Below are 22692 nucleotides of genomic sequence, written 5' to 3' on the forward strand. Positions count from 1 at the left end.
CGTCCGGCCAAGGCCAGGCGCCCGACCAAGGCCGAGCAGCGGGCCGAGATGACCGAGCAGATCCTCGACGCGGCCGAGCTGCTGTTTTCCCGGCACGGCCTGTACGGCGTCACGCTCAAGGATGTGGCCAGCCGGGTGGGCGTGCACCACACCCTGCTCAACTACTACTTCACCGACAAGAAGACACTGTTCGACGCCGTGATGGCGCGTCGCGCGCCAGTGACCAGCGGACTGCGCATGCAGGCGCTGGACGACTACGAGGCCGGCTGCGGCGGCAAGCCGACGCTGGAGGGCGCGCTGCATGCCTTCCTCGACACCGACCTGGACCTGTACCTGCAGGGCGGGGAGAACTGGAAGAACTACGGCGCGCTCAGCGCGCTGGCTTCGACCACGCCCTATGGCGCCGAACTGATGGACGAGCACTTCGACCCGGTGGTGCTGCGCCTGATCGGGCTGCTGAAGAAGGCGATGCCCGACTGCGCCGAAGAAGACATCTTCTGGGGCTACCACTTCGTCACCGGCGCGCTGATGCTCACCCTTGCGCGTACCGGCCGCATCGACCGGCTTTCCGGCGGGCTGTGCCGTTCGGACGACTACGAGTCGGTGAAGGCGCGCATGGCCACCTTCATGGCCGCGGGCTTCCGCTCCATCTGCAAGCGGCGGGGAGGCGCGAAGCCGCGCTGAACCCGGGCAGCATCCCGTCCGCCTTCATCGACCCGGACGGAGACTCCACGCATGCCGCTTGAGGGACGTATCGCGATCATTACCGGGGCCGGCGGTGGGCTGGGCCGCCAGCACGCGCACTACCTGGCCCGCAAGAGCGCGCGGGTGGTCGTCAACGACGTGGATGCGGCGCAGGCCGAGGCGGTGGCCTGCGAGATCCGCGCCGCGGGCGGGGAGGCCATCGCCTGCGCCGGTTCGGTCTGCGACGAGGCCGCGGTTGCGGCGATGGTCGCTCGCACGCTCGATGCCTGGGGCCGCGTCGACATCCTGGTGAACAACGCCGGCATCCTGCGCGACCGCAGCTTCGCCAAGATGGGCCTGGACGAGTTCCGGCAGGTACTCGACGTGCACGTGATGGGCGCGGCGATCTGCTGCAAGGCGGTGTGGGAACCGATGCGCATGCAGGCGCGAGGCCGCATCGTGATGACCACCTCGTCCTCCGGCCTGTGGGGCAACTTCGGCCAGGCCAACTATGGCGCGGCCAAGATGGCCCTGGTCGGGCTGATGCAGACCCTGGCGATCGAGGGCGCGAAGTACGACATCCGCGTCAACTGCCTGGCACCCACTGCGTCCACCGGCATGACTGCAGGCGTGTTGCCCGAGGAGAGCCTGCGCGCGCTGGATCCGGCGCTGGTGAGCCCCGCGCTGCTGCCGCTGGTCCTGGACGATGCGCCGACGCGCGCCATCGTCTGCGCAGGCGCCGGGCACTTCGCACGCGCCTGCGTGACCCTCACCCACGGGCGCCACATGGGCGGTGGACAGGATGCCGGCGAGCGCCTGCTGCAGGCGTGGGACGCGGTATCGGATCCGGAGGGCCAGCTGGTGCCCGGCTACGGGTTCGTCCAGGCCGAGCGCGAGGTGGCCAGCGCGCTTGCGCATGCGCAGGCCGGCGCCGTCGAAACCGCCTGACTGACGCGGCGCACGCGCGCGACATCCATCCCGGGATCGATCCGGCACGGACTGTTCCGGCCCTCCCATGCCGTTCGACGAGGGTCGCCGTCGCGAGCGCGGCAGAAGCCCCGGCGCGCGCACGCGGTTCTTTCCCCCGGCGGGGGCAGCAGTGGAAAGACGGAGCGAATGATGGCGACGACATCCGTAACCGGCCCCTTCGCCGGCAGGGTCGCACTGGTGACGGGGGCGAGTTCGGGACTCGGCGAAGCCACCGCGCTGGAGTTCGCGCGACGGGGTGCGGCCGTGGTGCTGGCCGCCCGGCGCGAGGACCGGTGCGAGGCGCTGGCTAGCCGGATCGTGGCCGCCGGTGGCGAGGCGCTGCATGTGCGCGCCGACGTCGCGCGCGCGGCCGATGTCGAGGCCATGGTCGCGGCCACGCTGCGTCGCTTCGGCCGGCTGGACTGCGCAGTCAACAACGCCGGCGTCGCGGGCCCGATGCGCACGCCGCTGGCCGACGTGGACGAGGCGCAGTGGGATGCGGTGATGGGGGTGAACCTGAAAGGCGTGTGGCTGTGCATGAAGCACGAGATCCCGGCGATGCTGGTCAGCGGTGGCGGCGCGATTGTCAACGTGGCCTCGATCTACGGACTCAAGCCCAGCGACGTGGGCCACGGGCCGTATGCGACCAGCAAGCACGGGGTCGTGGGCCTGAGCCGCTCCGCGGCAACCGACTACGGACAGATGAGCTTGCGCATCAACGCCGTGGCGCCGGGCTTCACGCGCTCGGAGATGGTCGATCCGCGGCGGCCGGGCGGGGCCGAACACTACGGACGGATGGTGGCGCGCCACTGCGCCCTGAACCGGCTTGGCGAGGCGGAGGAAGCGGCGCGCGCCATCGTCTGGCTGTGCTCGGCCGAGGCCAGCTACGTCAACGGCGCGGTGCTCTCCGTAGACGGCGGCAGCGCCACGCGCATGTACTGATCGCCGGGCGAGGTCGGTCCGGCGGAGCGGCCGTGGGCAACGTCCGCGGCGGAGCTTGGGGGGCCGGGATGGCTGCACGGGTCATCCCCCCTCCCAGCTTCCCCCAACTGCGCGGAAAGAGGGCGGTTGTCGCAGCGCCCGCCATCCACCGCCGGACCGGAAACAACGCGGGCCGCACAAGGCGGCCCGCGTGGACGCCGGCTGTCGGCAAGCCCTACTTCAGCTTCGCCGCCTTGCGCAGCTCGTCGGCCTTGTCGGTCCGCTCCCACGAGAACGCGGTGGCGGTGTGCTTCTTGCCGGCGCCGTCGACGTAGGTGATGTCCTTCGGCTTGCGGCCGAAGTGGCCGTACGCGGCGGTGGACTGGTAGATCGGGTGCTCCAGGTCCAGCATCTTCGTGATGCCGTACGGGCGCAGGTCGAAGTGCTTGCGGATCAGCTTCTCGATCACGTCGTCACCGACCTTGCCGGTGCCGAAGGTGGTGACCGAGATCGAGGTCGGCTCGGCCACGCCGATCGCGTACGACACCTGCACTTCGCACTTGTCGGCGAGACCGGCGGCGACGATGTTCTTGGCCACGTAGCGCGCGGCGTAGGCGGCCGAACGGTCGACCTTCGACGGGTCCTTGCCCGAGAACGCGCCGCCGCCGTGGCGGGCCATGCCGCCGTAGGTGTCGACGATGATCTTGCGGCCGGTCAGGCCGCAGTCGCCCACCGGACCGCCGATCACGAACTTGCCGGTCGGGTTGATGTGCACCTTGTTCTTCGCCAGCGCCTCGAGCCACTTCTTCGGCAGTACCGGCTTGAGGATGTGCTCGCGCACGGCCTCGACCAGGTCCTTCTGCTTGACGTCGGCATCGTGCTGGGTCGACAGCACCACCGCATCCAGGCCGAGGATCGCGTTGCCGTCGTAGCGCAGCGTGACCTGGCTCTTCGCATCGGGCCGCAGCCACTTGAGCTTGCCGTTCTTGCGCACCCTGGCCTGCTGCTCGACCAGGCGGTGGCTGTAGTACAGCGGCGCCGGCATGTATTCGGGCGCCTCGTTGCAGGCGTAGCCGAACATCAGGCCCTGGTCGCCGGCGCCCTGTTCCTCGGGGCGCTTGCGGTCCACGCCCTGGTTGATGTCGGGCGACTGCTTGCCGAGCATGTTGATGATCGCGCAGGTGTGGCCGTCGAAGCCGACGTCGGAATTGTCGTAGCCGATGTCGTTGATGACCTTGCGCGCCAGACCTTCGATATCGACCCAGGCCGAGGTGGTGACCTCGCCGGCCACGATCGCCGCACCGGTCTTGACCATCGTCTCGCAGGCCACGCGCGCGCGCTTGTCCTGGGCCAGGATCGCGTCCAGCACCGCATCGGAAATCTGGTCGGCGATCTTGTCCGGATGGCCTTCCGAGACCGATTCGGAAGTGAACAGATAGCTGGACATCGGCTTATATCCTTCAATTCGGATGAAAAGATGGGTGCGGATGATACACGGGCGCGACCTGGCGCGCACCCGGTGCGCGCCGCGGCTTCAGGTTAGCCGATGCGGTGGAGGTTGATGGTGCGCGACGGGGTCGCCGCAATCCGGTGGGGAGCGGGCCCGGTGGTCCCGATCCCGGATGCGCTGCGCTCGTCCGGGCCACGGGCGCCGGGCCGGGTGCGGTCTGTCACGCCGGCGCAGGAAAAGCGCAACGTCGCTGTCGCGCCCCGGGCGCAGGCTGCCGGCCAACCGGGCCGACCCGAAGACCGCCATGCCACCGATCGAACACCGCCTGCAGCAGCGCTGGCCGCACTGGTTCCGGGGGCGCCGCGGCGCGATGGCGCGGCCGCTGCTGCGCGGCATGGTGCGCTGGTCCCGGCTCGACGCGATCGATGCCTTCATGGAGGCGCATGTCCATCTGCGCGGGCTCGACTTCGTCACGGCCGCGCTGCGCTTCCTCGGTACCGGAAGCCACATCGCACCCGATGATCTCGCCCGCATCCCCGCCCGTGGCCGGCTGGTGATCGTCGCCAACCATCCGTCCGGGGCGCTGGATGCACTGGCGCTGCTGGACGCGGTGGGACGGGTGCGCAGCGACGTGCGGATCGTGGCCAACGACGTGCTCGCCGCGATCGAACCGCTGTCCGGGCTGCTGCTGCCCGTGCGCGTGTTCGGCGGCCGCGCGCGCGCCGACAGCCTGCAGGCGATCGAGGCCGCGCTGCAGCGCGAGCAGTGCGTGATCGTGTTTCCTTCCGGCGAGGTCTCCCGATGGTCCCTGCGCGGCGTGCGCGACGGCCACTGGCGCCGTGGCTGCCTGCATTTCGCGCGGCGCACCGGCGCGCCGGTGCTGCCGGTGCGGGTGGTCGCGCGCAATTCCGCGCTGTTCTACGGTGCGTCCGCGCTGTTCCGCCCGGCAGGAACGGCGCTGCTGGTGCGCGAGATGTTCGCCCGCCGCGGCCATCCGGTCCAGCTGCACGTCGGCCAGCCGATACGCCTGCCCGCCAGCGGCGACGCACGGCAGCAGCTGCGCGAGGTGCGGCGCGCCCTGTACCGTCTCGGCGAGGCGGCGCCACGCGTGCGCATGGCGCCACTCCCCGCCCCCCTGCCGACGCCGCGGCTGCGGCTGGCGATCGCGGCGACCGAGTCGATCGGCACCACCTCCGAGGGGCGCCAGCTCCGCCTGGCCCGGTGCACGCCGGGTTCGCCGCTGCTGCTCGAAATCGGCCGCCTGCGCGAGCGCGCGTTCCGTTCGGTGGGCGAGGGCACGGGCCGCGCGCGCGACATCGATCGCCACGATCCCGACTACGAACACCTGCTGGCGTGGGACGCGGCTGCGGGCCGCATCGCGGGGGCCTACCGCATCGCCCGCTGCACCCAGGTCCTCGCGCGTCGCGGAGTCGGGGGGCTCTACACCGCCACCCTGTTCGACTATGCGGATGCGATGCATCCGCGGTTGGCCCGGGGCGTCGAGCTGGGCCGCAGTTTCGTCGACCCCGATTACCGTGGCGGCCGCAGCCTGGACCTGCTGTGGCAGGGGATCGGCGCCTATGTCCGGCGCCACCCGGAGCTGCGCTACCTGTATGGCGCGGTCTCGATCAGCGCCGCATTGCCGCCGCAGGCGACCGTGCGCATCGTCGACCACTACCGCCGCCACCATGGGACCGGCGCGGAGGTGCTGGCGATCGCGCGCAGGCCGTGGTGCGGGGCCGCACCGCCAGCATGCCCGGGCGAGGACGCGGCAGCCTCGTTCGCGCGCCTGCAGCGCGACCTTGCGGCGATGGGGGTCGTGGTGCCGGTGCTCTACCGCCAGTACACCGCGCTGTGCGAGCCGGGCGGGGTGCGCTTTCTGGCCTTCGGTGTGGATCCGGATTTCTGCGATTCGATCGACGGCCTGGTGGAGGTGGACCTGCAGCGGCTGCGACTGGCCAAGGGCGCGCGCTACCTGGGGCCGCGTCCGCTGCCGGAGATGGCCGCGTGAACGCCGCGCTGCCGCCGTGCCGCACGGTGTTCGTGTCCGACGTACACCTGGGGTCGCGCCACTGCCATGCGGCGGAACTGTCCGGGTTCCTCGAACGCCTGCAGTGCGAGCGCCTGTACCTGGTCGGCGACATCGTCGACCTGTGGTGGATGGCGAAGCGGCGCGCGGCGTGGGGGTCGGCCCACAACCGCGTGGTCGAAGCCCTGCATGCGCTGTCGCGCCAGGGCACGGAACTGGTCTACGTGCCCGGCAACCATGACCGTGCGATCCGTCGCTTCTGCGGCCTGATGCTGCCCGCGATGCAGGTGCGCCGGCGCGCGATCCACGTCACCGCCGACGGCCGCCGGCTGCTGGTGGTGCACGGCGACGACTACGACAGCATCACCCACTTCGGCGGCCTGCAGGAGCGTTTCGGCGACTGGCTGTACGAACGCATCCTCACCGGCAACCGCTGGCTCAACGCGTCGCGTCGGCGGCTTGGCCTGCGCTACTGGTCGCTGTCGGAATTCCTCAAGTCCCGCAGCGGCGCTGCCGAGCGCTACATCGCCCGGTTCGTGCAGGCGGGGCTGGACGATGCGCGCCGGCGCGGGCTCGACGGCATCGTCTGCGGCCATATCCATCGCGCCGCGCTGCACGCGCGCGACGGCCTGGTGTACGCCAACGACGGCGACTGGGTCGAAAGCCTGACCGCGCTCGCGGAAGACCACGACGGCACATTGCGGCTCATGTCGCATCGCGGCGAAACGCTGATCGAACTCGCGCCGAGACTGCGTCTCCTGGCCCGGACTGCAGTGGCGCGCGCGGCCTGAGTCCGGCGCGCCGGGACGCGATTCGGTCGGGCTCAGGCTCCGCGGAAGCCAGCGAGGCGGGTCGTTGGCCTGCATGCCGCCACCGTCCGCGTGCCAGGCAGTGGTGGCGGCCGGCTTGCATCCCATGGAAGCGCCGCTCGTTCACACGGCTCCATGTCTTGTGGTCGCGCACGCCGGTACCGGCAATCATGGCGCCCGGCGTGTGGCACATGCCGAAGCTGTCGGCGCGGTTGCGGGTCCTCGCGGGTCGCATCGCTGTCGGATGAACGAACGGGCCGGGCCCCCGGGTGGATCGGCATTGCGCGACGTGCCCTGTCGCCACCCGCTGCTAGCATCCGCCGATGGATTCGATCAGCCAGCTCCTGCTCGGTGCCGCGGTCGCGGGCGCGGTGGTGCCTGCGGCCCACCGGCGCGCGGCGATGCTTGCCGGCGCCGCGCTCGGCACGCTGCCGGATCTCGACTCGTTCCCGATCGCGCTGTTCACCGACGATCCGGTCGCGCTGATGACGCTGCATCGTGGCCTCAGCCACTCGCTGTTCGTGCTGCCGCTGGTGGCGTGGGCGATCTGGGCGCTGTTCCGGCGCCGCGGCGGTCGCGTGGCGCAGGCGCCATGGCCATGGTTCCGGGCGATCCAGCTGGCGCTGGTGACACACCCGCTGCTGGACGCGTTCACCGTCTACGGGACACAGCTGCTGTGGCCGCTCGCGGCGCCGCCGGTGATGTGGTCGAGCGTGTTCATCATCGATCCGGGCTACACGCTGTGGTTGCTGCTGGGCGTGGTGGTCGCGCTGTTCGCCGGGCACAAGCCGCTCGCCCGACAGGCCCTGGTGGCGGGCCTGGTGCTGAGCTGCGGCTACCTGGGCTGGTCGCTGGTGGCCAAGTCGATGGTGGAACGGGAGGCGGAGCGCTCGCTGGCCGCGCTGGGGCTGGAGGACGCGCGCCGCTTCTCGGTGCCGATGCCGTTCAACACGCTGCTGTGGCGGGTGGTGGCGATGACGCCGGACGGCTTCGTCGAGGGCGAACACTCGCTGGTGGCCGATCGCCGGCCGATCTCGTTCCGTCGGCATGCCTCCGATGTCGACGCGCTGGCGCAGGTGGCCGGTTATCCGGCGGTGTCGCGGCTGGCATGGTTCAACCACGGCTTCATGAAGGCACAGGTGCGCGACGACCGCCTGGTGCTGAGCGACCTGCGCATGGGCGCCGAGCCGGACTACAGCTTCAATTTCGCGGTCGCCGAACGCGACGGGGCCGGCTGGCGCGCCATGCCGCCGCAGCAGCTGGAATGGCCGTGGGAGGCGCGCCGGCGCCTGGCGCAGATGTGGGATCGCATCTGGGAGGAGCCGGCGGCCGCGTCGACGCAACCGGGCGGGCACTGAGGCGATACTTCCTTGCGGGGGCCGGAAACGGTCGGGGCGCCCCGGATGCGCTTCGCTTATCCGGGCTACCGGTAGCCCGGCCAAGGCCGCAGGCCGCCGCGGGGGGTGCGGGGTCCCGGATGCGCTGCGCTTATCCGGGCTACGGGACGGGCTACGCGGGGAACCAGTAGCGGGTGAAGTGGAAGAACACCGGCGCGGCGAACACCACCGAATCCATCCGGTCCATCATCCCGCCGTGGCCTTCGATCATGCGGCCCCAGTCCTTGGCGCCGAGGCTGCGCTTGACCGCCGACAGCGCCAGCCCGCCGCACACGCCCGCGATCACGATCACGCCCGACATGCCCGCGGCCTGCAGCGGCGTGAACGGCGTCATCCACCACAGCGCGGTGCCGATGCCGACCGCTGCGAGCCCGCCGCCGACCAGGCCTTCGACCGTCTTCGAAGGACTCACCAGCGGCGCCAGCTTGCGGCGGCCGAACAGCTTGCCGAACACGTACTGCATCACGTCGCTGATCTGCACCACCAGCATCAGGTAGAGCAGCAGCAGCTGGCCGGTCCCGGGCGGCGCATCCGGATGCAGGATCATCAGTGCCGGCGCGTGGCTGATGCAGTAGATCGCGACCATCACCCCCCACTGGATCTTGGTGCTGCGCTCGAGGAAATCGGTGGTGTCGCCGCCGAACACCGCCAGCACCGGAAGCGCGAGGAACGCGTAGACCGGGATGAAGATCGCGAACAGCCCGTACCACTGGTCGAAGATCAGCCAGTACTGCAGCGGGATCAGCAGGTAGAACGCGGCCACCAGCGGCAGGTGGTCGCCGGCGCGGGTCGGGGTGAGGGTGATGAACTCGCGCAGCGCGAAGAACGAGATGAAGGCGAACACCACCAGGGTCGCCACCGGGCCGATCGCGAAGCACGCCGCCAGCACGGCGACCATTCCCCACCAGGCGCGAACGCGGGCATTGAGGTTGCGCACCGTCGCGCCTCCGCCGTCGGGGCCACGGCGCGACAGCCACCAGCCCACCAGCGAAGCGATCAGCAGCAGGCCGACGATGCCGGAGAACACCAGGATGGTCTTGGTCTGCGGGCTCATGCCATCGCCTCCACCGCCGCGCGAGCGCGTTCGAGGAACGTCTCGCGCGGTTCGTCCCCGATGCGCGCGAGGGGCGCGCCGAAGTTCACGTTGCAGTACAGCGGCAGCGGCAGTGGCAGCAGCGCGCCCTTGGGCAGGCTGCGGTGCAAGGTGTCGAGGTACACGGGGACCAGTTCCACGTGCGGACACTCTGTCGCCAGCCGGAACAGCCCGCCCTTGAACGCCTGCGGCAGCCGTTCGTTGCTGCGCGTGCCTTCCGGGAACAGGATCAGCGAATCGCCCTGGTCCAGCGCTTCGCGCACGGGCGCCAGCGGGTCGGCATCGGTCGTCTCGCGGTTGCGGTCGATCAGGATCGCGCGCAGCACCGCGCCCGACAGCCAGCCGCGCAGGCCCGGTTTGTCCCAGTAGTCGCGGGCGGCCACCGGCCGCACCCGCGCGCGCTGCTGCGGCGTGAGCGCCGACCAGATCGCGACCGTGTCGAGGTGGCTGGTGTGATTGGCGAAGTAGATGCACTGCCCGCCCGGCGGCGCCACCCGCCACTGCGCGCGTGCGCCGACCAGGGTGCGGGTGAATCCGACCAGGGCCGCGCCGCCGAGGCGGGCGATCATCGCGTGGCCTCCAGCTGGCGCGCGACCGCGCGCAGGCGCGTCGCGCAGGTGAGCAGCGAACCCGCGGCGATGACCAGCACGGCCGCGACCAGCGCATGGCGCGATCCCGCGAACATCGCTTCCAGCGGCGCCACCAGGCAGGCCAGCGTCATCAGCGCCATGCGGTGCTGCTTGGCCATGGGCCCGCGGAAGTCCTGCGCCAGCCCGAGCGCGCCGCCGAGCGTGCGGATGTAGGCGGTCAGCGCCGCCAGCAGCGCCGCGGCCCATCCGGCCCAGGGCATGCCCGCGCCGTATCCGAGCGCGACCAGCAGCAGGCTGTCGGCGATCCGGTCGGGTACTTCGTTGTAGAGCGCACCGGTCGGCGTGGACTGGCCCCCTTCGACCGCCACCATGCCGTCGAACAGGTTGCACAGCAGCCGCAGCTGGATGCCGACCGCGCACAGCCATGCGCCCCACGGCGGCAGCCACAGCAGCGCCACGGCGCCGGCGGCGGCGAAGGCGATGCTCAGCACCGAGATCGCGTTGGGCGTCAGCGGCGAGCGCACGAGCGCGGAGGCGATGCGGCGGACGAGGGCGTTGCCGCGCGCCTTGATCGGCCGGCGCGATGCGTCCGTGCCCGGGTCGTGCTGGTCCATCGCGATTTTCCCCGTCGGGCCGCCACCGGTGGGGCGTTCCCCATGCGCACGCATGATCGTCAGGCCGGACCGCGCTGGCAAGCCCGCGTGCTCAGGCGGCGACGGCGATCTCCGGCGCCACGCCCGCGGCCAGCGCGTCGAAGTAGTCGCGGGTCAGCCGCAGTTGCGCGTCGGCGCCGTCGGCACGGTTGACCACGGTCAGGAAGGCGCGGTTCTCGGGCCGGTCCTTCGCGTACCAGCCCAGGTGCTTGCGCGCGATCCGCACCCCGGCCTGTTCGCCATAGAACGCGTGCAGTGCCTGCAGGTGGCCCAGCAGGATGTCGCGGATCTCGGCCAGCGAGGGGCCGGGCAGCTGCTCGCCGGTGGCGAGGAAGTGCGCGATCTCGCGGAAGATCCAGGGCCGTCCCTGCGCGGCGCGGCCGACCATCACCGCGTCGGCGCCGGTGTGGCGCAGCACCTCGCGCGCCCGGTGCGGCGAATCGATGTCGCCGTTGGCGATCACCGGGATCCGCAGGTCGCCCTTGATCGCGGCGATGGTGTCGTACTCGGCCCGTCCGGTGTAGTGCTGGTCGCGAGTGCGCCCGTGCACGGCCAGCGCGGCGATGCCGCTGTCCTGCGCGATGCGGGCGATCGTGGGCGCATTGCGATGTTGCGGGCTCCAGCCGGTGCGGATCTTGAGCGTGACCGGCACGTCCACCGCGGCGACCACCGACTCGAGGATCCGTCCGACCAGCGCCTCGTCCTGCATCAGCGCCGAGCCGGCCCAGGCGTTGCACACTTTCTTCGCCGGGCAGCCCATGTTGATGTCGATCAGCTGCGCGCCCTCGCCGGCGTTGTGGCGTGCCGCCTCGGCCATCACGGACGGCACGGTGCCGGCGATCTGCACGCTGACGGGCTCGGGTTCCCCGTCATGGTCCATGCGGTGGCGCGACTTGCGGGTGTTCCAGAAGCGCGGATCGCTGGTGGTCATCTCCGACACCGCCAGGCCCGCGCCCAGTCGCTTGCACAGCAGCCGGAACGGCTTGTCGGTGACCCCCGCCATCGGGGCGAGGATCACGCCCGGTTCGATGGAATAGGGGCCGATGCGCATGGCGCGCGCATTGTCGCAGCCGAGGCGCCGGCGCGCGAGCATCGCGGTCAGCGGCGCAGGTGGTAGACCTCGAAGCGCTCGCCCCCGTCGGCATCGAGCAGCATCAGCAGCTCGTCCGGGCCGATGCGGTACAGCACGCCGGCGCTGTTCTCCTCGCCGAAGCGCTGGGACTGCGGCGATCGCTCCGGCTCGTAGGCGCGCGGCGGATCGTCGTTGACGGTGGAGGCGCCGAGGAATGCGAGCCGGGTGTCGTCGCCGGCCATCGGATACAGCTGGCCGCTGCGGCGCTGCGACCCGGTGGTCTTGGCGAAGGCATGCCCGCAGGCCGTGGGCGAGATGCGCGCCTGGAACCAGGGATAGGCATACACCGTGCCTGCGTTGGACTGCAGCGACCGTACCCGCCAGGTGCCATCGATCTCGCCGAGAGCGAGCGCCGGCCGCTGCAGCAGCGTGCGCAGCGGCGCGACGTCGCCCCGGGCGTCGGCGACCGCGTCGAGCAGCGCCTGCGGGGTCGCGTCCACCATCGCGCGATGCCGTGGCAGGGCGAGCCGGGCCCAGTCGCAGGGGTCGCCGGCGTCGTCCGGGCCGGCCTCCGGCGTGGGCTCCGGGGTGGCGGCCACGCTGCCGGCCGCGTCCGGCGCCGAAGGCGGGCTGTCCTGCCCCGCATCGCGCGCAGGCGACGGCGCGGCGGGCACGGACGGCGCGGGCGACGAACAGGCCGCGAGCAGCGCGACAAGCAGCAGGGCAGGGGTGGTGTGCATCCGCAACGCTCCTTGGAAGGACGCGTGCACCATCCCCCACCGGCACTGAGCCGTCCGTGAAAAGACCGGAGGTGCGTGCGTGCGCGCGCCCGCCCGGAACGATCAGCCCGGCGACGCATCCTGCGCTGGACGCGAAGATGCCACGGCGCCCGGCGCGGCCAGGAGCGGCATCGCCGCCGCCGCTCCTTCGTGTTCGGTCGAGCGCGCCGCGTAGTGCGCCGCGAACCTCACGTGGTCGGCGAACACGCGCTCGACCGACAGTGCCAGCGATGTCGCCAGCGCGCCGTTGAAGGCATCGCCGGCGCCGGTGGTGTCGACGACGGTGGCCTCGTAGGCCGGCACGCGGTAGTGCGCGGCCTCGTCGCCGCGGCACTTGTCCTCGCGGTGCGACACGAAGGCGCCGGCCGCTCCCAGCGTCACCACCACGGTGCCGCGCGGCAACAGGGTGCGGCACAGGTGGTGGAGGCGCTCGTCGTCGGCGCTGGCGACCTCGCCGGCGTCGATGCGCTCGCTGCTGTGGCGCGCGAGCAGCGCCGCGAACTCGCTCTCGTTCGGCGTGAGGACATCGGCGACCGCCAGCAGCTCGCGCGTGCTGTCGGCGTTCGCGGGCGCCGGGTTGAGGATCGTGCGAACGCCCGACGCGCGCGCCAGGCGCATGGCTTCGAGCACGCTGTCGGCGGGCGACTCCAGCTGCGCCAGCATGATCCGCGCGCCGGTCACCGCCTGCGCCTGGCGGGCGACGAACTCGCCGGACAGGGTGCCGTTCGCGCCCGGCCCGATCACGATGCTGTTGCTGCCCTGGGCGTCGACGTGGATGCCGGCGGTGCCGGTGGGAGCCTCGCTGGCCTGGGCGCGCAGGTCGATGCCGTCGGCCGCGGCCAGCCGGCGGGCGAGTGCGCCCCCCTCGTCGTCCCCGAGTGCGCACACGAACACGGTGGCCGCGCCGCTGCGGACGCAGGCGGTGGCCTGGTTGAAGCCCTTGCCGCCGGGGCCGGTGCGGTAGTGGCCGGTCCGGGTCTCGCCCGCGCGCGGCAGGCTGTCGCAATGCCAGACATGGTCGACGTTGAACGAACCGACGACGACGACGCGCGGGGCAGTGGCGTTCGGCACGGCGCTACGCGGCGATCAGGCGCCGAGCCAGGTGAGGACGCCGGCAATGGTCGCCGTCATCATGGTCGCGATCGAACCGCCGAGTACCGCGCGCAGGCCGAAGCGCGCCAGGTCCTGCCGCCGCTCCGGAGCGATGCCGCCGATGCCGCCGATCTGGATCGCGATCGAGCTGAAGTTGGCGAAGCCGCACAGCGCGTAGGTCGCGATCAGGGTGCCCTGGGGCGTGAGCGACACCCCCTCGACGTTGCCGCGCAGGATCTCGCCCAGCTGCACGTAGGCCACGAATTCGTTGAGCACCACCTTGGTGCCGATCAGCCCGCCGACCGTGCCGGCGTCCTGCCACGGCACGCCGATCAGCCAGGCCAGCGGCGCCAGCACGTAGCCCAGCAGGGTGGACAGCGTCGTCGGCTGGCCGAGCGCGGCCTCCAGGCCGGTGATCTCCCCCAGCCAGGCCAGCGGCGCATTGATCAGCGCGATCAGGGCGATGAAGGCAAGCAGCATCGCGCCGACGTTGAGCGCGAGCTTGAGGCCGTCGGCGGCGCCGGCGGCGGCGGCGTCGATCACATTGGCCGTGGTCTTCTCCACGTTCACCCGCACGCTGCCAAGGGTCTGGGGCTCACCGGTCTCGGGGACCAGGATCTTGGCGATCACGATCGTGGCCGGCGCGGCCATGATGCTGGCGGTGATCAGGTGCTTGGCGTAGACCGCCTGCTGCACCGGATCGTCGCCGCCCAGCAGCAGCACGTAGGCGCCGAGCACACCGCCGGCGATCGTGGCCATGCCGCCGACCATCAGCGTCAGAAGCTCCGACGGCGTCATCCCGGCGATGTAGGGCCGCACCACCAGCGGTGCCTCGGTCTGGCCGATGAAGGCGTTGGCGCACACCGACAGCGTCTCCGCGCCCGACACGCGCATCAGCTTGGTGATCACCCAGGCCATGCCCTGCACGATCTTCTGCATCGCGCCGAGGTGGTAGAGTACGCTCATGAAGCTGGCGAAGAAGATGATCGTCGGCAGCACCTGGAAGGCGAACACGAAGCCGAATTTGGACGGATCGCTGAAGTCGCCGAAGATGAAGCGCGCGCCCTCGGTGGTGAAGCCGAGCAGCTTGACGAAGCCGCTGGAGAGGGTGTCGAACACGCCCGCGCCCCACGGCGTGAGCAGCACGAAGGCCGCGATCGCCAGCTGCAGCGCCAGGCCGATGCCCACCAGCCGCCAGTCCACGCGCGACCTGTGGGTGGAACACAGCCAGGTCAGGCCGATCAGCACCGCAAGGCCGAACGCGCCGAACCCGATCCGCGCCACTGCTTCCATCTGATCCCGTTCCGGCGGCTGACTGACGCGGCAGCCTAGTGCAGGGCGCTGCCTGCGGCAACCGTGCCGCGGCCGGCGCGCGGCGCACCCGCGGTGGCGCGCGAGGGCGCGCCAAGCTCAGGTATCGCGCGCGATCACACGGTTTCGCCCGCTGCGCTTGGCGTCCTGCAGGCGGCGGTCGGCAGCGCCGAGCAGGGCCGAGGCGCTGCCGCCGTCCTGCGGAAAGGCCGCCAGGCCCGCGCTGAAGGTCAGGCCGACCGGCTCGTTGCCGCGGTCGGACGTGAACGGACGTTCGGCGAGGCTGCGCCGGTAGCGGTCGATCCGCTCCCATGCGCTGCCGATCGGGCACAGCAGCACCAGCACGAACTCCTGCCCGCCGATCCGCGCCAGGTGTTCGTCCTCGCCCAGCATCTCGCGCAGGTGGCCCGCAACGTGCCGGATCGCGCGGTCGCCGCCGAGCTGTCCGATCTCCTCGTACACGCGCTTGAAGTGATCGATGTCGACCAGGCCCAGGCTGACGGTGCGGCCGTCGCGCCGCGCGGCCTCGAACATGCGCGGCAGCCGCTGCAGCAGCCAGGCGCGGTTGGGCACGCCGGTGAGGCCGTCGCGGCCGGACATCTCGATCAGGCGCTGCATGCGGTAGACCAGGGCGCTGGTGAGCAGGGTCATCAGCGCCAGCAGCACCAGCCGCTTCCCCTGCGCGGCCGCCGTCACCACGCCGTGGTCGATCGACAGCAGCGGTGCCGGCGCCAGCGCCATCACCGCGGCCACCAGCAGCGTGTACTGCACGATGGCCAGGCTGCCCACGTACAGCGTCAGACGGCCGTCGTTGCGCATCGCGGTGAGGGCGATCGCGAACAGGTAGAAGCACCACGTCCCGACGCTGTTGAGGCTGGCCGCCGGGTCGTGCAGCGCCAGCAGCGCCAGCACGCCGCTGATCACGGTCACGTCGTAGCTGCCGGTGGCGTAGGGCAGCCAGTGGTGGCGACGATGGTTGCGCGCCAGCGCCAGCCAGATCTGCGCCATCAGGTTGACGAACACCGCCACCCCGAGTCCCAGCAGCGTGCGCGTGGTGTCCTCGGCACCGAGCCCCGCAGCCAGCGGCAGTGCCAGCGTCAGCAGCGACAGCAGCGCGCGCACCTTCGCCACCAGCAGTTCGCCGCTGGCGCCGAGTTCGAGCATCACCTCGTCCGGACGCCCGAACAGGGTGGCGAACATGCGCCTGAGGGAGGTGTGTTCCTGCATGCGGTCATCGGCCGGAGGGGTGGGGCGAGGATACTCCGCCGCCCGTCCGGGAATGGCGCGTGTCGCGGTCGCATAGACTGTGCGCGCCCCAGACACCGGAGACGACCATGCGCTATCGCCGCCTCGGAGCCTCCGGCCTGCAGCTGTCGGCGCTGTCGTACGGCGCCTGGTTGACCGCGGGGTCGCGTCTGGGTCGCGGCGAGGCGCGTGAGCTGGTGGCGCTGGCCTGGGACCACGGCATCAATTTCTTCGACAACGCGGAGAATTACGCCCACGGCGAGGCCGAGCGCGTGATCGGCGACGTGATCGCCGACCTGCGCCTGCCGCGCGACGGAATCTGCGTCTCGAGCAAGGTCCGCTTCGGCTCGGTTCCCGATCCGCGCCCGACCCAGGCCGGCCTGTCGCGCAAGCACGTGCGCGATGGCTGCGACGCCGCGCTGCGGCGCCTGCGGGTGGACTACCTCGACCTGTTCTTCTGCCATCGCCCCGACCCGGACACGCCGGTGGAGGAGACCGTCCGCGCGATGGACGATCTGGTCCGCCAGGGCAAGGTGCTGTACTGGGGTACCTCCGAATGGCCCGCGGCGCTGATCCGCGAAGCGATCCACGTCGCGCGCGCGCAGCACCTGCAGCCGCCGACGATGGAGCAGCCGCAGTACAACCTGCTGCACCGCGACCGGGTCGAACTCGAATATGCGCCGCTGTATGCCGAACATGGCCTCGGGACCACCATCTGGTCGCCGCTGGCCTCGGGCCTGCTGAGCGGCAAGTACGATGCCGGCGTGCCGGCCGACGGCCGCCTGGCGCAACCCGGTGCGGGGGTGTCGCTGGAGGGGCCCGAAGGACGCGCGCGGCTGGAGCGGGCGCGCCGCTTCAGCGCCATCGCCGCCGAACTGGGGGTACCACCGGCCCCGCTGGCGATCGCCTGGTGCCTGAGCAATCCGCATGTCTCGAGCGTGGTGCTGGGCGCGACGCGCCCCGCGCAACTGCTTGAAAACCTGGGTGCGCTCGCGCTGTCCGAGCGGTTCGACGAGCAGGTCTGGCGACGGCTCGAAGCGGCCACCCGATAAGCGGCGACGATCGCAGAGGGCCCAGGCTTGACAGACAAATGAGAATCATTAGCATTGTTATTCCCGATTGGCGAGGAGCGCTGCCATGCTGATGAGTCCGGCCACACAGACCTTCCCGAGCCCCACTTCCGATTCCACCCTGTCAGGGCCGGCGCACCCGCACACCCCGTCGCTGGAAATCGACAGCCTGGGCCTGTTGCAGGGCCAGCGCGAGCTGCGCATCCGCCACGGCAACGAGACCTACCGGCTGCGCCATACGCGTAACGACAAGCTGATCCTCACCAAGTAGCGCCGTCCGTCGGCGCGCGTCCGTTCGCGCGCCGCACCGCCCACCAGGCCCCGCAAGCCCGAGGCAAGTCCGCTTGCCCTGACGCCAGCTCCGCCTCCGATCCCGTTTCCGATCGCGAGACCGACCATGCGTCCCACCCTGCTTGCCGCTGCCCTGGCCCTGGCACTGCCGCGCCTGGCCCTGGCCAATCCGGACACCGCCGCCGCTGCGGCGCCCGAGCCTGCCGACCTGGACCGGGTGGTGGTGACCGCGACCCGCACCGAGCGCGCGATCACCGATGTTCCGAACACGGTCGACCGCATCGACCGCGCGCGCATGGACGCGTTGCTGGTGCGCGACCTGAAGGATCTGTTCCGCTATGAGCCCGGCATCACCGTGACCGAGGGCTTCGGCCGCTTCGGCATCGGCGACATCCGCGTGCGCGGACTGGGCGGCAACCGCGTGCGGATCCAGACCGACGGCATCGCGGTGCCGGACGCGTTCTCGATCGGCAGCTTCTCCAACGCCAACCGCAACTTCGTCGACCTCGACACGCTCAAGGCGGTGGAGGTCGTGCGCGGGCCCACCAGCTCGCTCTACGGATCGGACGCGCTGGGCGGCACGGTCTCGTTCATCACCCGCGATCCCGGCGACCTCCTGGCCGACGGCGCGGACACGCACCTGGGGTTCAAGCTCGGCATCGAGGGCGACTGGAACGGGCTGTCCGGCGGCGCGACCGCCGCGTCCGCTGGCGAGCGCTGGTCGGGCCTGGTGGCGGTACATCATCGCCAGGGCCAGGAGACGGAGAACATGGGCGAGGTTGGCGGCACCGGCAGCGCGCGCACGCGGCCGAACCCGCAGCAGCGCGACGGTCGCAGCGTGCTGGCCAAGCTGCTGTACGCGCCGGACGCGCGGCAGCGGGTCCGGCTGACGGTCGAAGGCAACGAGGACGATGCCGACACCGACCTGCTGACCGCCCGGGGCGTCCAGGCCCTCACCGGCGCGGACAATACCCGCGTGGCCGCCCGCGACCATCAGAGTCGCACGCGCGTCGCGCTGACCCACGAGGTGGACGACGCCGGTGGCGGCTTCGCCGATGCGTTCGACTGGCAGGCCTACGTGCAGGACAGCCGTACCACGCAGTACACGATCGAGGAGCGCACGCTGCCCGCGCCCACGCTGCGCGACATCCGCGAACGCAGCTTCGAGTTCGAGCAGCGGGTGGTCGGCCTGCAGGCGAACATGCGCAAGGCGTTGGACGCCGGCCGCGCGCGACACGAACTCGCCTGGGGCGTCGACCTGTCGCGCACCGATACCGCGCAGCGGCGCGACGGCCTGCGCAGCTTTCCCCTCACCGGTAGTTCGACCCCGAGCATGCCGCCGGACGATTTCCCGGTGCGCGATTTCCCGCTCAGCGAGACCACCAGCGCGGCGATGTACGTGCAGGACGAGATCGCCTTCGCCGATGGCCGCTTCCGCCTGGTGCCCGGATTGCGCGTCGACCACTACCGGCTGCAGCCGGAACTCGACCCGATCTTCGCCGGCGACAATCCGGGCGTGGCGGTCGTCGATCTGACCGAGACCAGTGTGTCGCCGAAGCTCGGCATGGTCCGGCACCTGGGCGATGCGTGGTCGCTGTTCGGCGGTTACGCGCGCGGCTTCCGCGCGCCGCCCTATGCCGACGTCAACATCGGTTTCACCAACGTGATGTTCGGTTACACCGCCATCGCCAATCCAGGTCTCCGGCCCGAGACCAGCGACGGGCTCGAGCTGGGCGTGCGGTTCTCCACCGACATCGCGTACGCCAGCCTCGCGGCGTATCACAACCGCTACGAGGACTTCATCGAGTCGTTTTCGTTCGTCGGGACGAATCCCGGCGACCTGATGGTGTTCCAGTCGGTCAACGTCGCCCGCGCGCGAATCCAGGGCGTCGAATTCAAGGGCGGCGTGGACCTCGGCGCGCTGTCGCAGGACTGGGACGGATGGTCGCTGCGGGCCGCGGCGGCGTGGTCGCGCGGCGACGACCGCAGCGCCGGCGTGCCGCTGGAATCGGTCGACCCGCTGACCGCGAGCTTCGGCATCGCATTCGACGCGCACGACTGGGGCATGGAGCTCGCCGGCCGCTTCGCCGGTCGCCGCGATCGCCTGCCGCCGGCGCCGGAAGCAAGCGCCGAATATTTCGAAAGCCCCGGCCATGGCGTGCTCGACCTGTTCGCGCACTGGAATTTCGCGTCCGGCGCAAGCTTCAACGCCGGCGTATTCAACCTCACCGACCGCATGTACTGGCCCGCCGGTGGCATCGCCCTGGTGGGCGCCGACAGCGCCACCCTCGATCGCTACACCGCGCCGGGTCGCCACGTGGGCGCGAGTCTGTCGGTGTCCTGGTGAGGCGATGAGCCCTCCGGACGCCATCGCGGACGCGGCAGCCGGTGCGATGCGCCTGCCGACGCCGGCCCAGCTCGCGCGGCTGGGCACCGTGCTGTGCCTGTATCCCTCCGGAGCGGGCGGCGAACTCGGCGGATGGTTGCGGGCGCAGCGCGCCGAGGTCGGCGTGTCGTTGCACAGCGACGGCCCGGAGGAATGCCTCGTCTTCCAGGACAGTGCCGGCGACTGCTGCTGGAAGCTGTGTCTGCTGCCCGACAGCGATTTCCTCGCCTGGGAGCGACTGGTGTCGCGGCTGCCGACGCAGGCACGGGCCGAGGTCGATCCTGCCGCGGGCATCGGCGAGCGGCTGCTGCAGCGGCTGGCCGGCCGGCTGCGCAGCGGTGGCTGGCAGGGCAGCGTACTGCGCCTGCATGCGCTGGCCGTGGGCGGTAGTGCTGCGCCGCACGTGCTCGCGGCGACCCTGGCGCCGGTGTCGCCGACCGGCGCAGCGGCCGCGCGCGCGATCGCCCGCCGCGCCGGCGCCGATGCCACGGCGCTGGTCGACGACTGCTGCTGCCTGCGTACCGCCGGGCTCGCTGCCCGTGTCGCCCCCGCCGCGTCGGACCGCGCGACGCGCCCGGTGCGCCACCCGTCCTTCTCTCCTTCCCGACCCAGGACGCACGCATGACCCTGCACGCCACCCTGCTGCTGCTCGCCATCGCCACCACCGCCGCGCCCGCGCAGCAGGCGCGCCCGCCCGTCGACCTCGACGCCGACCGCAAGGCGATCCTCGCGATGCAGGGCGAGTACACGATCGACTTCGCGTTCGACGAGACGGTACTGCTGGCGCCGGGTTACGAACGCGCCCCGGCGCAGCGCAGCGGCGGCGACGAGGTCGTGATCGTGGTGGAGGACACCCCGCACAGGATCGTGCTCCAGCACATCCTGGTCGAGCAGAAGAGCGGCCACGTCACCAAGCACTGGCGCCAGGACTGGACCTTCGAGGCGCCCCGGCGCTGGGAGTTCGTCGCCGACCAGACCTGGCGCATGCGCGAGCTTCCCGCCGAACTCACCACCGGGGCCTGGACCCAGTGCGTGTACGAGGTCAGCGACGCGCCGCGCTACTGCGGCACCGGCCGCTGGAACCACCGCTACGGCGTGGCCACGTGGACGTCCGACCGCACCTGGCGCCCGCTGCCGAGGCGCGAGTACACCAAACGCGACGACTACAACGCGATGAACGTGGAGAACCGCCACACCATCGTTCCCGGCGGCTGGACCCACGAGCAGGACAACACCAAGGCCGTGCGCCGTGCAGACGGAAGCACCGAGCGCACCGTCGCGCGCGAAACCGGCTTCAACGACTACGTGCGCACCGGGGCGCTGGACTTCCAGCCCGCCTACGACTACTGGAATGCGACGCGCGACTACTGGGCGCGCGTGCGCGCGCGCTGGGACGCGGCGCTGGGACATCCCGACGGGCTGCGGCTGAAGACCGACGTGGACGGGATGGCGATGATCGTCCCGCTGTTCACCCAGGCAGGCGAGGTGCAGGACGGACAGCCGGTCGACGACGCCCGGATCGACGCCGTCTTCGCCGAGTGGGTGGAGCCGGCGGCCTCGCCCTGATCGCGCGGGGCCGCGACGGTCACGACACTGCGCCCGGCCGGCCGCGGCGCTGCGCGACCGCGACCACGTCCTCGACCATGAAGGCCGTGCCGGCATCGACGCCGGCCACCGCGGGCGGTGCCGGTGGACGTGGCGGTGCGGGGGGCGCTGCAGGCGGAGCGGGCGCGCGCGACGTGGGCGGGGACGGAGGGGCAGGGGGCGCGGGCGGTGCGGGTGGCGCCGGCCATGCCGATCGCGGCACCGAGATGCGCGCCTGGCCGGGCGTGCGCTCGCGCAGGTAGTCGATCGCCACGCGCTCCCCGGCCTTGCGCCCGCGCAGCCGCGCCATCACCTCGCGCGGCGTGGCCACGTCCTGGCCGTCGACGCGCCGGATCACGTCGCCGGTCTGCAGTCCGTCCAGTTCGCCGGTCGACAGCACCAGCACACCGCGATCGGTGCCGAAGTAGCGTCCGAGCTGCGGATCGACCGCCGCCAGGTTCAACCCGTGCCAGCGGAATGCGGACGCCAGTCGGGGCGCGTTGCAGTCGGTCCCCTTGCAGCCGGCACCGTCGCGGCTGATGCGGATGATTTCGCGGCGCACGTCGGGCGCGATGCCGGGCACCGACTCCAGCGCCAGCAGCCCCGCATCGAGCCCTTCCATCGCCGAGGACAGCGAGCGCTCGAGTTCTGCCTGGTCGATCCATTCGAACCGGCCACCGTCACCGGTGGCGAACGCGAACGCGCGCGAGTTGGCGCGTGGGGTGGCCTTGACACTTGCTTTGCGGCCGTCGCGTTCGTAGCCAAGGGTGAAGGCGCGATCGGTGCGTGCATCGGCGAGCAGCTTGCGCACATTGGCCAGGCGCAGTTCGCCGGTGCTGCCGAGGATCGCCACGCCGTCGACCGACAGCAGCCTGTCGCCGGCCCGCAGCCCGGCCCGTGCGGCAGCACCATCGGGCGTGACCCCGGTGATGCGCACGCCGCTGCCGTCGTCACCGTCCAGCAGCACGCCCAGCACGGGACGCGCGTGCGCCCTGCCGGCGTGGCGGGCGGCCACCATCGCCTCGCTCCCCTGCTCGCGCGCGAGTTCCGCGACCCGCGCGGCAGCACGTCGCAGTTCCTCGCGCGCCTGCGCCAGTTCGCGCGCGGCGGCGGCATCGTGAGTCGGTGTCGGTGTCGGTGTCGGTGTCGCGGCAGGCGCGGACGCGGGCTGCGCGCCGTAGGCGGGCAGGGGGCCGGCCAGCAGCGCGGCGAGCGCGGCGGTCAGCAGGATGGGCGTCTTGCGTGTCATGGGAATCCCTCGTGGTGG

Annotated in this window: 21 protein-coding genes; 11 read left to right on the forward strand and 10 right to left on the reverse strand. The window is 71.6% G+C overall.

From position 1 onward, the window contains the following. Positions 1 to 48: 48 nt before the first annotated feature. The 3 genes from QFW81_RS11940 (at position 49) to QFW81_RS11950 (ending at position 2595) form a co-directional block, all read left to right on the forward strand. Positions 49 to 684 (forward strand): TetR/AcrR family transcriptional regulator, encoded by a 636-nt coding sequence (locus QFW81_RS11940; protein ID WP_280579004.1) that lies wholly within the window; start codon positions 49 to 51, stop codon positions 682 to 684. Between the two features lie 51 nt (positions 685 to 735). Continuing rightward, positions 736 to 1632 (forward strand): SDR family NAD(P)-dependent oxidoreductase, encoded by an 897-nt coding sequence (locus tag QFW81_RS11945; protein ID WP_280579005.1) that lies wholly within the window; start codon positions 736 to 738, stop codon positions 1630 to 1632. A gap of 171 nt (positions 1633 to 1803) precedes the next feature. Continuing rightward, complete coding sequence (locus QFW81_RS11950) at positions 1804 to 2595, forward strand: SDR family NAD(P)-dependent oxidoreductase (protein ID WP_280579007.1); 792 nt, start codon at positions 1804 to 1806, stop codon at positions 2593 to 2595. Between the two features lie 214 nt (positions 2596 to 2809). Here QFW81_RS11950 and metK read toward each other — a convergent pair whose 3' ends face one another. Beyond that, a complete protein-coding gene (metK, locus tag QFW81_RS11955; protein ID WP_280579008.1) occupies positions 2810 to 4021 on the reverse strand; it encodes a methionine adenosyltransferase in 1212 nt (403 codons plus the stop codon). A gap of 307 nt (positions 4022 to 4328) precedes the next feature. Between metK and olsF the strand changes: the two genes are divergently transcribed. The 3 genes from olsF (at position 4329) to QFW81_RS11970 (ending at position 8220) form a co-directional block, all read left to right on the forward strand. Continuing rightward, entirely contained in the window at positions 4329 to 6035 is a 1707-nt protein-coding gene (olsF, locus tag QFW81_RS11960; RefSeq protein ID WP_280579010.1) for a bifunctional ornithine lipid synthase OlsF, read from the forward strand. Beyond that, positions 6032 to 6844, forward strand: a complete 813-nt coding sequence (locus QFW81_RS11965) for a UDP-2,3-diacylglucosamine diphosphatase (RefSeq protein ID WP_280579013.1) — start codon at positions 6032 to 6034, stop codon at positions 6842 to 6844. The genes olsF and QFW81_RS11965 overlap by 4 nt, the downstream gene beginning before the upstream one ends. Positions 6845 to 7185: 341 nt before the next feature. Then, positions 7186 to 8220, forward strand: coding sequence for a metal-dependent hydrolase (locus QFW81_RS11970; protein WP_280579014.1), 1035 nt, complete (start codon positions 7186 to 7188; stop codon positions 8218 to 8220). A gap of 151 nt (positions 8221 to 8371) precedes the next feature. Here the strand turns inward: QFW81_RS11970 and QFW81_RS11975 are convergent, their stop codons facing one another. The 8 genes from QFW81_RS11975 to QFW81_RS12010 all read right to left on the reverse strand — a co-directional run bounded on the left by QFW81_RS11975 (position 8372) and on the right by QFW81_RS12010 (position 16076). Further along, positions 8372 to 9313 (reverse strand): phosphatidate cytidylyltransferase, encoded by a 942-nt coding sequence (locus QFW81_RS11975; protein WP_280579016.1) that lies wholly within the window; start codon positions 9311 to 9313, stop codon positions 8372 to 8374. Then, positions 9310 to 9921, reverse strand: a complete 612-nt coding sequence (locus QFW81_RS11980) for a lysophospholipid acyltransferase family protein (RefSeq protein ID WP_280579017.1) — start codon at positions 9919 to 9921, stop codon at positions 9310 to 9312. Before QFW81_RS11980 ends, QFW81_RS11975 begins: the two co-directional genes overlap by 4 nt. Continuing rightward, a complete protein-coding gene (locus QFW81_RS11985; RefSeq protein WP_280579018.1) occupies positions 9918 to 10556 on the reverse strand; it encodes a CDP-alcohol phosphatidyltransferase family protein in 639 nt (212 codons plus the stop codon). Before QFW81_RS11985 ends, QFW81_RS11980 begins: the two co-directional genes overlap by 4 nt. 91 nt (positions 10557 to 10647) lie before the next feature. Beyond that, entirely contained in the window at positions 10648 to 11646 is a 999-nt protein-coding gene (dusB, locus tag QFW81_RS11990) for a tRNA dihydrouridine synthase DusB (protein WP_280579019.1), read from the reverse strand. Positions 11647 to 11693: 47 nt separating this feature from the next. Further along, on the reverse strand, positions 11694 to 12407 hold the full coding sequence (locus tag QFW81_RS11995; protein WP_280579021.1) for a DUF4893 domain-containing protein: 714 nt from the start codon (positions 12405 to 12407) through the stop codon (positions 11694 to 11696). Positions 12408 to 12509: 102 nt separating this feature from the next. After that, complete coding sequence (locus QFW81_RS12000; protein WP_280579024.1) at positions 12510 to 13517, reverse strand: ribokinase; 1008 nt, start codon at positions 13515 to 13517, stop codon at positions 12510 to 12512. 15 nt (positions 13518 to 13532) lie between these two features. After that, the gene (locus tag QFW81_RS12005) at positions 13533 to 14831 is read right to left on the reverse strand and encodes a NupC/NupG family nucleoside CNT transporter (protein WP_280579026.1); all 1299 of its coding nucleotides are present in this window, start codon (positions 14829 to 14831) and stop codon (positions 13533 to 13535) included. Between the two features lie 117 nt (positions 14832 to 14948). Next, positions 14949 to 16076: a GGDEF domain-containing protein gene (locus QFW81_RS12010; RefSeq protein WP_280579028.1), complete on the reverse strand. Its 1128-nt coding sequence runs from the start codon at positions 16074 to 16076 to the stop codon at positions 14949 to 14951. 107 nt (positions 16077 to 16183) lie between these two features. Between QFW81_RS12010 and QFW81_RS12015 the strand changes: the two genes are divergently transcribed. The 5 genes from QFW81_RS12015 to QFW81_RS12035 all read left to right on the forward strand — a co-directional run bounded on the left by QFW81_RS12015 (position 16184) and on the right by QFW81_RS12035 (position 21407). Further along, positions 16184 to 17146, forward strand: coding sequence for an aldo/keto reductase (locus tag QFW81_RS12015; RefSeq protein ID WP_280579030.1), 963 nt, complete (start codon positions 16184 to 16186; stop codon positions 17144 to 17146). Positions 17147 to 17237: 91 nt separating this feature from the next. Continuing rightward, entirely contained in the window at positions 17238 to 17435 is a 198-nt protein-coding gene (locus QFW81_RS12020; RefSeq protein WP_280579421.1) for a hemin uptake protein HemP, read from the forward strand. Between the two features lie 126 nt (positions 17436 to 17561). Beyond that, the gene (locus QFW81_RS12025) at positions 17562 to 19802 is read left to right on the forward strand and encodes a TonB-dependent hemoglobin/transferrin/lactoferrin family receptor (protein ID WP_280579032.1); all 2241 of its coding nucleotides are present in this window, start codon (positions 17562 to 17564) and stop codon (positions 19800 to 19802) included. A gap of 4 nt (positions 19803 to 19806) precedes the next feature. Beyond that, on the forward strand, positions 19807 to 20466 hold the full coding sequence (locus tag QFW81_RS12030) for a Hemin transport protein (RefSeq protein ID WP_280579036.1): 660 nt from the start codon (positions 19807 to 19809) through the stop codon (positions 20464 to 20466). Beyond that, positions 20463 to 21407, forward strand: a complete 945-nt coding sequence (locus tag QFW81_RS12035; RefSeq protein WP_280579038.1) for a DUF6607 family protein — start codon at positions 20463 to 20465, stop codon at positions 21405 to 21407. Before QFW81_RS12030 ends, QFW81_RS12035 begins: the two co-directional genes overlap by 4 nt. A gap of 19 nt (positions 21408 to 21426) precedes the next feature. On the opposite strand, the gene QFW81_RS12040 is transcribed toward QFW81_RS12035, so the two are convergent. Next, the gene (locus QFW81_RS12040; RefSeq protein ID WP_280579040.1) at positions 21427 to 22674 is read right to left on the reverse strand and encodes a PDZ domain-containing protein; all 1248 of its coding nucleotides are present in this window, start codon (positions 22672 to 22674) and stop codon (positions 21427 to 21429) included. Positions 22675 to 22692: the final 18 nt, after the last annotated feature.

This window comes from Luteimonas kalidii, from assembly GCF_029887935.1.
In the GTDB taxonomy this organism is placed as follows: Bacteria; Pseudomonadota; Gammaproteobacteria; order Xanthomonadales; family Xanthomonadaceae; genus Luteimonas; species Luteimonas kalidii.

Bases quoted from the DNA above. Each gene is read 5' to 3' on its own strand.
- QFW81_RS12030 (WP_280579036.1), top strand. From the start codon at position 19,807: ATGAGCCCTCCGGACGCCATCGCGGACGCGGCAGCCGGTGCGATGCGC.
- metK (WP_280579008.1), bottom strand. From the start codon at position 4,021: ATGTCCAGCTATCTGTTCACTTCCGAATCGGTCTCGGAAGGCCATCCG.
- QFW81_RS11970 (WP_280579014.1), top strand. From the start codon at position 7,186: ATGGATTCGATCAGCCAGCTCCTGCTCGGTGCCGCGGTCGCGGGCGCG.
- QFW81_RS12020 (WP_280579421.1), top strand. From the start codon at position 17,238: ATGAGTCCGGCCACACAGACCTTCCCGAGCCCCACTTCCGATTCCACC.
- QFW81_RS11985 (WP_280579018.1), bottom strand. From the start codon at position 10,556: ATGGACCAGCACGACCCGGGCACGGACGCATCGCGCCGGCCGATCAAG.
- QFW81_RS11950 (WP_280579007.1), top strand. From the start codon at position 1,804: ATGGCGACGACATCCGTAACCGGCCCCTTCGCCGGCAGGGTCGCACTG.
- QFW81_RS11980 (WP_280579017.1), bottom strand. From the start codon at position 9,921: ATGATCGCCCGCCTCGGCGGCGCGGCCCTGGTCGGATTCACCCGCACC.
- QFW81_RS11995 (WP_280579021.1), bottom strand. From the start codon at position 12,407: ATGCACACCACCCCTGCCCTGCTGCTTGTCGCGCTGCTCGCGGCCTGT.
- QFW81_RS12040 (WP_280579040.1), bottom strand. From the start codon at position 22,674: ATGACACGCAAGACGCCCATCCTGCTGACCGCCGCGCTCGCCGCGCTG.
- QFW81_RS11940 (WP_280579004.1), top strand. From the start codon at position 49: ATGACCGAGCAGATCCTCGACGCGGCCGAGCTGCTGTTTTCCCGGCAC.
- QFW81_RS12015 (WP_280579030.1), top strand. From the start codon at position 16,184: ATGCGCTATCGCCGCCTCGGAGCCTCCGGCCTGCAGCTGTCGGCGCTG.
- QFW81_RS12035 (WP_280579038.1), top strand. From the start codon at position 20,463: ATGACCCTGCACGCCACCCTGCTGCTGCTCGCCATCGCCACCACCGCC.
- QFW81_RS11945 (WP_280579005.1), top strand. From the start codon at position 736: ATGCCGCTTGAGGGACGTATCGCGATCATTACCGGGGCCGGCGGTGGG.
- QFW81_RS12010 (WP_280579028.1), bottom strand. From the start codon at position 16,076: ATGCAGGAACACACCTCCCTCAGGCGCATGTTCGCCACCCTGTTCGGG.
- QFW81_RS12025 (WP_280579032.1), top strand. From the start codon at position 17,562: ATGCGTCCCACCCTGCTTGCCGCTGCCCTGGCCCTGGCACTGCCGCGC.
- QFW81_RS11975 (WP_280579016.1), bottom strand. From the start codon at position 9,313: ATGAGCCCGCAGACCAAGACCATCCTGGTGTTCTCCGGCATCGTCGGC.
- QFW81_RS12005 (WP_280579026.1), bottom strand. From the start codon at position 14,831: ATGGAAGCAGTGGCGCGGATCGGGTTCGGCGCGTTCGGCCTTGCGGTG.
- olsF (WP_280579010.1), top strand. From the start codon at position 4,329: ATGCCACCGATCGAACACCGCCTGCAGCAGCGCTGGCCGCACTGGTTC.
- dusB (WP_280579019.1), bottom strand. From the start codon at position 11,646: ATGCGCATCGGCCCCTATTCCATCGAACCGGGCGTGATCCTCGCCCCG.